This is a genomic window from Streptomyces sp. NPDC001903 (genome assembly GCF_042891345.1).
In the GTDB taxonomy this organism is placed as follows: domain Bacteria; phylum Actinomycetota; class Actinomycetes; order Streptomycetales; family Streptomycetaceae; genus Streptomyces.
In genome coordinates this window covers 12,682-23,391 of sequence record NZ_JBIASZ010000037.1, presented here as the reverse complement: position 1 = coordinate 23,391, position 10,710 = coordinate 12,682, and the positions used below count along the sequence as shown (strand labels likewise).

General features: G+C 68.1%; 9 protein-coding genes and 1 pseudogene. 7 read left to right on the top strand and 3 right to left on the bottom strand.

Annotation, left to right across the window (positions count from 1 at the left end; genetic code table 11):
* Positions 1-226 precede the first annotated feature (226 nt).
* Entirely contained in the window at positions 227-718 is a 492-nt protein-coding gene (locus ACFYZS_RS40060; protein ID WP_389024401.1) for an Imm1 family immunity protein, read from the bottom strand.
* 61 nt (positions 719-779) lie between these two features.
* On the opposite strand from ACFYZS_RS40060, the pseudogene ACFYZS_RS40055 reads away from it, so the two are divergent.
* A pseudogene (locus tag ACFYZS_RS40055) lies at positions 780-1,597 on the top strand (IS5 family transposase).
* Between the two features lie 346 nt (positions 1,598-1,943).
* Complete coding sequence (locus ACFYZS_RS40050) at positions 1,944-2,249, top strand: hypothetical protein (RefSeq protein WP_389024398.1); 306 nt, start codon at positions 1,944-1,946, stop codon at positions 2,247-2,249.
* A 1,269-nt stretch (positions 2,250-3,518) separates the two neighbouring features.
* Here the strand turns inward: ACFYZS_RS40050 and ACFYZS_RS40045 are convergent.
* The gene (locus ACFYZS_RS40045) at positions 3,519-4,409 is read right to left on the bottom strand and encodes a hypothetical protein (protein WP_389024395.1); all 891 of its coding nucleotides are present in this window, start codon (positions 4,407-4,409) and stop codon (positions 3,519-3,521) included.
* A 500-nt stretch (positions 4,410-4,909) separates the two neighbouring features.
* On the opposite strand from ACFYZS_RS40045, the gene ACFYZS_RS40040 reads away from it, so the two are divergent.
* The 5 genes from ACFYZS_RS40040 (at position 4,910) to ACFYZS_RS40020 (ending at position 8,570) form a co-directional block, all read left to right on the top strand.
* Positions 4,910-5,158 (top strand): hypothetical protein, encoded by a 249-nt coding sequence (locus tag ACFYZS_RS40040; RefSeq protein ID WP_389024392.1) that lies wholly within the window; start codon positions 4,910-4,912, stop codon positions 5,156-5,158.
* A gap of 127 nt (positions 5,159-5,285) precedes the next feature.
* Positions 5,286-6,179: an alpha/beta fold hydrolase gene (locus ACFYZS_RS40035; protein ID WP_389024389.1), complete on the top strand. Its 894-nt coding sequence runs from the start codon at positions 5,286-5,288 to the stop codon at positions 6,177-6,179.
* A gap of 88 nt (positions 6,180-6,267) precedes the next feature.
* On the top strand, positions 6,268-7,263 hold the full coding sequence (locus ACFYZS_RS40030) for a beta-ketoacyl-ACP synthase 3 (RefSeq protein WP_376136914.1): 996 nt from the start codon (positions 6,268-6,270) through the stop codon (positions 7,261-7,263).
* 135 nt (positions 7,264-7,398) lie between these two features.
* Complete coding sequence (locus tag ACFYZS_RS40025) at positions 7,399-7,641, top strand: acyl carrier protein (RefSeq protein ID WP_376136913.1); 243 nt, start codon at positions 7,399-7,401, stop codon at positions 7,639-7,641.
* Entirely contained in the window at positions 7,638-8,570 is a 933-nt protein-coding gene (locus ACFYZS_RS40020; protein ID WP_389024385.1) for an alpha/beta fold hydrolase, read from the top strand. Before ACFYZS_RS40025 ends, ACFYZS_RS40020 begins: the two co-directional genes overlap by 4 nt.
* 366 nt (positions 8,571-8,936) lie before the next feature.
* On the opposite strand, the gene ACFYZS_RS40015 is transcribed toward ACFYZS_RS40020, so the two are convergent.
* Positions 8,937-10,181 (bottom strand): glycosyltransferase, encoded by a 1,245-nt coding sequence (locus ACFYZS_RS40015; protein WP_389024382.1) that lies wholly within the window; start codon positions 10,179-10,181, stop codon positions 8,937-8,939.
* Positions 10,182-10,710: the final 529 nt, after the last annotated feature.

The following is a 10,710-nucleotide window of genomic DNA, read 5'->3' as shown; positions in this document are numbered from 1 at the left end:
CGGACTGGGTGAGGGCCTGTACCGATGCAGCCCCCACCCTCACGGTCCCACCGGGGCAATTCCGGCGCATCTCGAGGCAGCGCCCGTGTGCTCCATGTACACGTTTCGTGCGCTCCACGTACGCCACGCCGCCCCGAGGGCGCCTATTAGGCCCTGTCTGACAAATGATCACGTGAACGCATCGTGCGCAACCTGCCTGCCGGTGTTTCGGCCTCCGAGCCGGGGGTCAGTAAGGCTCTTCACGCCACTCGAGGCACGTGGGCCGCAGTCCGCCGGACAGGACGAACTCCTTCACGGCCTGACGCAACAGGCTGATCGGGACCTCCGTCGGCTCCAGGAACTCCCGGGGGTAGGTGACGATCATGTAGGTCGCCACCGGGGTGGTGACCTCGCCGGCCGGGATCAAGGCACCCTCCTCGCCAGTGCTGTAGGACAGGATTCCGACCTGCCCACCGGCGCGAACCCCGACCAAGAACTCGTGGTCCGGCCAGCCCGACGGCAGCAGAGGGCGATCCAAGGAGATCAGATGGGCCGTGTTGCGTAGCGGACCGCCGACGATCAGCGCGTCGACCATCGCATCGACCGCCTCCGCCGAGTCGAGCAGTACCGGCGCACCCGAGTGCTCCTCCAGGTGGTCCTCCGTAAAGACCGCCTCCGCGCCCCGCAACATTCCGTGCCCCTCGCCGTCACAGGTGATCCCCATGCCATGTTTGAGCACCGGAGACTACCGCCTTCGCCAGGCGGCCCCTGGCGCGGCGGCCTGCCCGATAATTGATCTTGTGGCGGGTCGAGGTGAGTTGACGTATGCGGCGTGGGAGCGGATAGGACCGTTGTTGCCGCAGGTGGACGGGCGTGGCCGTCCTTGGCGTGATCACCGTCAGGTGGTCAACGGTGTGCTGTGGCGGCTGGGAACCGGGGCTCCGTGGCGTGACTTGCCCCAGCGGTACGGGCTTTGGCAGACCTTCGGCGAACGCTTTTCGCGCTGGGAGGCGGACGGGACCTGGGCGAGGCTGCTGGAGTACGTCCAGGTCCGCGATGACGCGGTGGGCCGGGTGGAGTGGACCGTGGCTGTCGACTCCACGATCAACCGGGCCCACCAGCACGCGGCTGGCGCCCGCAAAGGGGGGCCGCAGAAGGGGACGAACCGGAAGATCCGGGCCGCTCGCAGACGTGCCAGGCACTCGGCCGGTCCCGAGGCGGACTGACCATCAAGGTCCACCTGGCCGTCGACGGCCGAGGCCTGCCGCTGTCCTCGCACGACACCGGTCCGGGTGCTGGGCGACAAGGCGTATTCCAGCCGGGCGATTCGTCGCCTGCTTCGGTGCCGGGGGATCGTCGCCACGATCCCCGAGCGCCGCGACCAGGCGGCCAATCGGCGACGACGCGGGACCCTTGGTGGCAGGCCGCCCACCTTCGACAAGGCCATCTACCGTGACCGCAACGTAGTCGAACGATGCTTCGCCCGTCTCAAGCAGTTCCGTGCGATCGCGACCAGGTTCGACAAGCTCGCCGACCGCTACCGGGCCGGAGTCGTCGGCCTCCCTGATCCTCTGGCTTCGCGAGCCGACCGGATGATCATTTGTCAGACAGGATCTAGGGCGGGCGCACAGCGAAGGTCCCTGAGCGGGGTCGACACCGATGGGTGGCGGTCCCACTTCGCTGTGTCCGGGGCCGGTGGTTCCTGCTGGCGTGTTGGCGGTAACCGTTGCCTGGCGCGGGCGTTGGGCTGGTGTATCCGCGCTGGTGCCGCAGCCGTTGCCGCATCGGCAGGCTGCGTCCTTGCAGCCCGTCCTCGGCACACCGGGGACAGGACACCAGCGTTCCCGCGGGGTATGTGCGAGTCCGCGGTGCCCGCTTCGCCTCGTCTGGTCTGGAGTTCCGTGTACCCACCCCCTGAAGCCGCCCCGTTCCAGCCGGTCCCGCCGCGTCGCTGGCATCCTCTGTTGGCTGTTCCCGCTGTGGTCGTCGCGACGCTGGTGGTTCCCCCGCTGGGTGCCGCGCTGGCGTCCATGGCTCGCTGGGACAAGGCCGGCAAAGCGGTGACCGTGGTCTTGGCCTCGATCTGGTTCGCGGTCCTGGTCGCAGCCGGTTCCAGCCCGAAGAACACGCAGGACGACGCGAAGCCCCTTTCGCAGCCGGCCGCCACGGTCACTGTCACCGCCCCGGACCCGCCGCCACCGGCCTCCGTTCCCGCTGCCCCGGCGACACCGGCGCCCGCTTCATCGGCCCCGTCCCTGCGGCCACCTTGACGCCTCCACCTGTTCCCGTCCCGGCGCAGCCTGTGCCTGAGCAGCCGCCGGCCCGGCCATGGCCCCCTGCGGCAGACGACAGCAAGCCAAGGCTCTCCGGCGGCACACAGGCGGGCGGGGGATCCTCATCCGGCGGCAGCACGAACACCGGGGGCGGCGGCAGTGTCTCGTACCGGAACTGCACCGCGGTCAGGGAGGCCGGGGCAGCGGGCGGCCGGGGCGTGGCCGGCCGCTTCCATAAACACTGGGATGTAACTGGCTCCATCTATCGGTGGGTCCCCTGTCGGTTCCCTTTGCCCCCAGACGCGGCCCAACTGCCCAATCTCCTACCTGCCTTCGGCAGCACACCGGTTCTAGTTCGCGGCCGCATAAATGTGCGAATCCTTATGGTGTGTGCGAGAAGTACGAGCGGGCGGTGACGGCGAAGTTCCTCGAGGTCCCGTGGGATCGGTCGTGACGGCCGGCCGCCGGGTATCGGGCGCGGGAGTGCCGGCGGCGGTACTCGACCGACTTTGATCGGGGCCGGGGGCCCGCGCGTGACGTTGGTCCGGCCGTTTGTGGAGTAATCGTGGGCCGGGATGGCGGCTGCGCAGGCCGCGACCGAGATCGGCATCACGATGGCGACGGCTTGCCTGCGGGCCGCCGCGATCGCGGCGTGCCCGAAGCCGCGGACCGGGCGACCCCCATCCCCCCAGCACCCTCGTTCTCGGGATGCGATGCAACGGGATGGCGGGCATGGTGGAAGTGAGGTATGCATTGCCCTCCAGCTGGCTCGAGATGATGTCCCTTGGGCCTTGCGGTCGTGGCGGTAGTCGGCGGGTGCGCAGCTACCGGGCCATTAAGGTCGAGCCGGACAGCAGCGAGCTGGAAAGCGGCACAGCGCCGCAACTGCACCGCCTCTGGGGAACAAACAGAGAAGAAGGTGTCACCACTGCGGAAGCACGGCGGACTGGGCGCACGGGAAGGTCCTGTGTTCCGAGGGCTCGCCGGCTTCCGGCGCAACATCAACAGCCGCTCAACCGTCTGGCAAAGTGACCCGACCGGGCGTGCCCCAAGTAGCTCTTGAACCTTCAATGCGGGGTGGGAGAAATCCACGGTGCGCCCGGGTTCTAAGGCTCAGACCAGATGAGTTCCAGCCGAGCAGGCTTTGTCGACTGCCTGAAGGGGCCTCAATTTCTGTCCGGCCTGGCCGGTTGAGTGATGGCGCAGTGTCGAGAGGAGAAGTCCGTGAAAGGAAAGATCGTACTGAGTGTCGCGGTAGTAGTCGCGCTAGGAGGCGGGACGGCTGGCGCCACCGTCACTTCGGCTTCCGCTGTTACCGCCCCGACGTGTCGGGTAAGCGGCGGAAGCACTCTGACGGGACAGAACTTCGCTGGTAATAAGACGTTCACCATCTCGCCTGGCGGAAAGTCGGTACGCTCCACTTCTGACGGTCGCATCGGACCGGTCACCGTCACGGGCAAGGGTCCGTTCTCCGTAGGTTCTGTGGCTTGCATCGGCCCTGCAGCATCTTCGGCAAAGGCTGCCGCTGCCCTCAAGGCGGGAACGGATGCAGCGCAAGCGGCGGTGCGGAGAGGTGCCCCCCCGCAGGTAGTGAAGGCAGAGGCCAGAGCGGCGACAGAAGCCGCAGGGAAGCGCCTCGGCATTTCGCAGCCGATCATTATTCAAATCATTAATCAAATCACCCAGCAGCAGCAGCAGCAGCAGCAACAGCAGCAGCAGCAGCAGCAGCAGCAACAGCAACAGCAACAGCAGCAACCGAACCAGCAGCAACAGCAGCAGCAGCAACAACAACAGCAGCAGCAGCAGCAACAGCAGCAGCAGCAACAGCAACAGCAACAGCAACAGCAACAGCAACAGCAACAGCAACAGCAACAGCAGCAGCAGCAGCAGCAGCAGCAGCAACAGCAACAGCAACAGCAGCAGCAACAGCAGCAGCAACAGCAACCGAACCAGCAGCAGCAGCAACAGCAGCAACAGCAGCAACAGCAACAGCAACAGCAACAGCAACAGCAACAGCAACAGCAACAACAGCAGCAACAACAACAGCAGCAACAGCAACAGCAACAGCAACAACAGCAGTAGCCACCGGGCGGCGGGGCGACATTGAACGTGTAGCCCCGCTACGGCTTCCTCGGGCGCCGCCGACGTCGATGCCATTCAGCGCGTGGCTACGCAAGGCCGTGAGGGCTTGCGCAGGATCGTGTACGTCCCGTGTGCTCCGCCCCCCCCCACCTGAGATACGGCGTGGCGAGGAAGGCTGAGCGGCGGCCGTCGCGGTCCCGGACCGCGTACGAGTCTCACGGCTATGCGCGCGCCTCTACGTCGTAGCTGGACGGGCCGGTGGGCGGGGAGCGAGCCAGCCCAACGGCGGGCCGACGGCCGGACCTGTGAGGCGGGGTCACCCGGCCCGCCGATGGAGGCCCCCGGGCGCTGGGGTGAGTTGTGAGTCCCGCGGGCTGCTGGGGATGGCTCGGAGGCTGGGCGCCCCGTCCAGATGCTGGTCTGGCAGGCACGCGCGAAGCCTTCACAGGAGCATGGTCAGCACCTCCTACTTGGCCCGTGAGCATTTCAGTGGGCCGGCTCTGTGTGCAGCGGGCTTTCGATCGGTACCCAGGTACAGGTTTACCGTCGGATGTGTTCCCACTTGCGGGACGCGGGTGACGGGAGTTAGCGGCACGAGCGATCCGGCGTGGGTGCGGCAGTCCTGCACGCTGCCCACCAAGGAGCGGCCGCTGCGGGTCGCCGAGTGGGATGCGCTGTTCTCCGAGCGACTGACCTCGCTGTCGAGGCAGCAGCCGCTCCACCTGCGCATGGACCTGGCTGGCGGGCCCGGTGTCGAGGAGCGGGTCCGGGACAGAGGCATCGCCAGCCAGCGACAGGGTTGCGCCGCCGCCACCCCACACTGACCGGCGTGCGGCCTCCCAGCCCCCAGCAAGCTGCCCCACCGGCAGCCCCGGCCCGCACCAAAAAACTGCCCGAGGGGATCGCAGAGCCCCGTACGAACCCTGTCCGCCCGCCGTCTGAGGGAGAACCGTGACCGAGGCGATCACCCGCACCCTGTCCCTGGACGGCCTGTCATTCTCCTACCAGTTCATCGAAGCCGAATACCCCGTCGTCGAACCGGTCCTCGTCATCGGGGGAGTCCTCCAGGGCATGCACGGCTGGTCCATCATGGAACGCCATGTCCTGCCGCACGCCAGCCTGATCTCCGTGGACCTCCCCGGCGCCGGCCGGTCCACCCCCCTGCGCCCCGAGCAGAGCATGGAGGTCATGTGCCGGGCCACCGAGATCATCATCGACGACCTCGCTGTGGACCGCAGCAACTTCCTCGGATACTCCTTCGGCTCCGCCATCGCCTTCCGCTGTGCGCAGCGCCGCCCAGAACGCTTCGCGAAGCTCGTCCTGGGCGGAGTCCCCGTCCGCATCAGCGACAAGCTCATCGCCCTGTGGAAGCGCGGCGCCCAGCGCATGCACAGCGGGGACCCCCGCGGCTTCGTCGACGTCCTCGCCGAGATGTTCCTGTGCTCCGACGAGCAGGTCACCGTCAGCAACCGTGACGTGGTACGCCAGCTCGTCAAACGCATGACGCTGCGCGCGGTCACCGCCAACGCCCACGGCTTCTGGACGATGGAACGGTCCGTGCTGGAGAACCTCGATCCCGAAGGCGGCCTCCAGGGGGTGCCCACGTTGGTCTTCTGCGGTGAACACGACACCATCAGCTCTCTCGTAGAACAGCGCGAGTTCGCACAGACCATCGGGGACTGCACCTTCGCGGCCATCGCCGACGCCGACCACTGGGTGTTCATGCAGCGCCGCGAGGAGGCCAGCGACCTCGTCATGCGCTTCTTCACCGGCCGCAGCCTCGACGACTGCGACTACCTCCTCGAACCGGCTGCGGCCGCCTACGTCGCCGCTCGCAACGGCTGACCCTCCTAGGACACGTCGAGGAGCAGCCGGCCCGACCCCTGCCGACCGCAGGGGAAATCCGAACCAGCGTCACTGAGATCGGGACAAGATGACACAGACCGTCGTGGCCGGGCTCGGATGCTGGCTGCCGCCCACCGTAGTGCGCAACGCGGACCTCATGGCCCCCGGCATGGACGCCTTCGTACGACGGCGCATCGGTATCGCCCAGCGTCACCGCATCACCGACGGCCATGCCACCGTCCACCTGGCCACCGAAGCAGGCGCCCGAGCGCTCACCTCCGCCAACACGGAGCGCACCGATGCCGTCATCCTGGCCACCACCACCCCCGACCGGCTCTGTCCCGCCGGAGCCCCCGAAGTCGCCAGCCGGCTGGGCATGACCGGCACCCCAGCCCTGGACATCAACGCAGGCTGCTCAGGCTTTCTCTACGCCTGCGAACTCGCCAAAGGGCTCATCGCGGCGGGCACCGCCGGCTCCGTCCTGGTGATCGCCGCCGAGAGTACCTCCACGATGGTCAACCCCGCCGACTCCGCCACCGCCCCCATCTTCGGAGACGGAGCCGGAGCCGTCGTGCTGCGCCGCGCGCGCCCCGGCCAGGAAGCCACCCTCGGCCCGACGATCTGGGGCAGCGACGGAACGCTCGCGGACACGATCTCCATCCCCGCCGGCGGAGCACGCCAACGCTCCGCAGCCGACACCGACGGCGCGGACCTCTACCTGCACATGCACGGAAGCGAGGTCCTGCGCAACGCGGTGCGCCGCATGAAGCAAGCCGCAACCGCGGCGCGGGCTGCTGCCGGCTGGGATCCTTCGGACATCGACCTCCTCATTGCACACCAGGCCAACGCGGCGATCTCCAAGGCGCTGGCCGCCGCCCTGGACTTCCCCGCGGACCGCATGCCCTCCAACATCGACAGCGTCGGCAATACCGCCGCGGCCTCGCTGCCCATCCTCCTTGCCCAGGCCGCCCGGGACGGAACGCTGAAGGAGGGCCAACGCATCCTCCTGGTGGCCTTCGGTAGCGGGTTGTCCTGGGCAGCGACCACCGCCACCTGGCCCCCGGGGCTCACTGCGCACCTGTGAACCCGGCAACGACCGCGGCCGGCCGTACGCCGGCGGCGGAACCCCGGACGAGGTCGCTGACCGAACCGGCCACGCCCTGAGCACCCACCAGCACACCGTCCAGCCGACCGGTTGCCGCCGATCTATGGAGAACCCATGAGCGACATGCTGCGGATCGTCATCGACACCCTCACACAGAAGGCCGGACTGCCCGCGGCCCCCGTCACACCCACGGCCACCCTGGCCCAAGCCGGGGTCGACTCCATGGCCATCGCCGTCCTGTCCATGATCCTCGAAGACGACCACGGCATCGTGATCGCCGAAGCGGACCTGTCGGCCAACACCACCCTCACCGAGCTCGCCGACTTCATCGAACAGCACCGCAAGGCCACCGCGTGACCCACCACGCCCAACCGGCACCTGTCCTGCCCGGCCGCGACGCCCGCGACCACCACATCGCGTGGGAGAAGGCCGGCTACCCCTGCCGCGTCCTCACCCCACGCACCCAGACGCCGGGCGGACCACCCCTGCTTGTGCTCGGCGGAGGCCTCCAAAGCCGCCACTCCTGGACACGCCTGGAACACCGGGTCCCCGACCGCCGACTCCTCATCCCCGACCTACCGCCCGCCCGCTCACCCGGACAGACCCGAACGCACCTGACCTGGGACGACCTTACCGACGCCGCTCTGGCCGCAGCCGACCAACTGCGCATCGGCCGATTCGCGGTTCTCGCGGTCTCCTCCGGCTACCCCATCGGCTACCGGCTCGCCCAACAACACCCCGACCGCATCAGCCACCTGATGCTCTTCGGCGCAGCCCCCCAACCCCGCCCGCACCTTGCCGCGCTCATCCGAGAAGGCCTGCAGCGCGAAGCCACCACTACGACCGACGCCTCACCCGAACGCCGACACCATGCCGCAGCCCAACTCGTGAAGGCCTTGACCAACACCCAAGCGGCTGAAAAATACCTGCTCCTCAAGGCCGCAGCCCGCGTCATGCTCGCCCAGCTCACCGCAACCCCGCATGACCCCTTGGTCCGCTACGTCTTCGACCGCGGGTCGCTCCTCCTGTCCAACGCGCTTCCCGCCGGCGGTCTGACTGGTGTCCCCGCCCTCGTGGGAGTGGGCGAGCACGACACCGCCACCACCGTCGAAGACAACCGCGCCGTAGCCGCAACCATCGCCGGCTGCACCTTCCTCGTCATGAAGCACGCCGACCACCTGCTGCACCTCGAACGCGATGCGGACTTCGCAGCCGCCGTCACCCTCTTCCTCGACAACCAGCCCCTCGCCACCGTGGCTCACAGCGCCGTCGAACTCCTTCCATGACCCGAGCCGCCCGCTCGCGCGTCAACGGCAAGGGAAGCCGGCCTTAGGCCGTGTCTTTCGGATCATGGCGGGCCCGGGCTGCCCTGCACCGCGCCTCGCGGCGTTCTCGTCGGTCGCCGACACACCACGTCGGCTCCCTCCTCGGCCTTGCGATGCACGGCACCGGACACCCCGGGCTGATCCGCCCTGATCCGAAAGACACGGCTAGGGGGTGTTTTGTTGATCAGGCCGGGTCAGGGAGCGGTGGTGGGCGCCGTGGATTGCAAGGCGGACGAGGGAGGCGACGTGGTGTGTCGGCGAGCGAGGACAACGCGGCGAGGCGCGGTGCCCGCCGCCGCGAGCCCGGCATGATCGGCAAGACGTCCCCTAGCGGCCTGAGGCAGGAACGGGCCGCCCAAGCTCCGCCTGAAGGACAGCAGTGCCGTCCTGCTGCTCCACCATCCTGCCGATGTCACGCGTCCGGGCCCGGTATCCCTCCTCCTCCAGCAGCCGGCCCAAGGCCCAGGCGAGGTTGTCGCCGTTGAGCTGCCGCTGAGGGATCACCGCCGATGTGAGACCCAGCGCATGCAGCCGGGCTCCCCATAAAGGCTGGTCCAACCCGACAGGGACGGGCAATGATGGTGTGCCGGCGCGCAGGCAGGCATGAGTCGTCCCGGGCCCCGCATGATGCACCGCTGCTCGCATCTGGGGGAACAGCCATTCGTGGGGACACTCTCCGATATTGAAGATGTCCTCACCCCGCCCTGCCAGCCCGGCGTACCCACCCTGGACGACAGCCCTCACACCAAGACGCCGCACCACCTGGGTGATGCTCTCGGCGAGCTTTTCGACATCTACGCCCGCCATACTCCCGAATCCGAAGTAGATCGGGGCAGGCCCCGCCTCCAGGAAATCCACGAGACGAGCCTCGGGCTGCCAGTGCGGAACGCGGTGGGGCTGCCAGGCACCGACCACCCGGTGCAGAGCGGGAAACCGCACACGAGGCGGAAGCAACACGGTGCTGAACCCGTACCGTACGGAACCCCGCGAGGCCGAAAGCAGCGAGTTCTCCGTCGCGCTCCCAGGAAGTCCCAGTTCCCGTCCCAGGTAGCTGGCAGCCGGCTTGTACACCGGGGCCAGCAGGACCTTGACCAGCGCATCGGATGCCGTGTAGCGCCACCGGGGATTTCCCGCCACCAGACGGGGGAGCATCATCGCGTGGGAGACGGTGTAGACGCCAATGCAGCTGATCCCCAGCCCGCGGCCGATCAAGGCAGCCTGGGGGTGGAGCAGTGGATGGGCGAGCAGGACGTCCGCCCCCCTGCCCGCGACCATCAGGAGATGCTCTGCCGCGATGACTGCCATCTCCTGAGAGTTCTTCGTCCGAGCGCGTCGGGACGTGAATTGTCCGATCGCCGCTTCATGCCGGTCAAAAGGCATGGCGCAGACGGTGAGCCCCAAGCCTCGAAAGGCAGCCGAGTAGCGGTCGGACGTCACCACCACAACCTCATGCCCTGCTCTCATCAAGCCTGCGGCGAGGCCGGTGTAGGGCGCAATGTCACCCGCCGTGCCCCACGTGGCCAGCACCACACGGCGCGGGACGCGCGCAGGGACCACCGGGTTACCGTCCATGGCACTAACCCCCTTCCTTGACGGGGTGAGGCGAGGACCGCCCACCGCCGCACGAACCAGGTTCCTCAGCAACAGGAGTCGGGCTGCGGGGGATGTGGTCGCGACATCCCCGGCGACCGCCTTACGGGCAGGCTTCTTGGGACCTGCCCGTACCGCACGGGCGAGCCGACCGCCTGTACAACGCGGTGAAAGCCAGGGCGTTACGCTGTGTACCGCCTCGTGCACACCGGACACCTCCGGCGATCCGTGTCGGGCGATCCTCCAGGTACCGGAAATGCGCAGTCCACGAGTATCTCCGGGAGAGCGACCCAGAAGCCGTCGTGTTGTCGGCCGGCCATTGGGAGCAGAAGCAACCCTGACCTGTCGAGCACGGCGAGCAGGGGCCGACCATCGTCGTGCCATCAACGTCGGTGGAATGGTGCTGCCTGCGCATTGCGCAGGCAGCACCCAAAGGGTAAAAAAACGCGGGGTGGGTGACCACGGGGGGGGTGGGGGCCTGCGAGGCGAGTGACAGGATGGCTGGGGCTCG

Coding starts and splice junctions, on each gene's coding strand:
- ACFYZS_RS40015 (WP_389024382.1), bottom strand. CDS start 10,181: ATGGACGGTAACCCGGTGGTCCCTGCGCGCGTCCCGCGCCGTGTGGTG.
- ACFYZS_RS40045 (WP_389024395.1), bottom strand. CDS start 4,409: ATGGCATCGACGTCGGCGGCGCCCGAGGAAGCCGTAGCGGGGCTACAC.
- ACFYZS_RS40030 (WP_376136914.1), top strand. CDS start 6,268: ATGACACAGACCGTCGTGGCCGGGCTCGGATGCTGGCTGCCGCCCACC.
- ACFYZS_RS40025 (WP_376136913.1), top strand. CDS start 7,399: ATGAGCGACATGCTGCGGATCGTCATCGACACCCTCACACAGAAGGCC.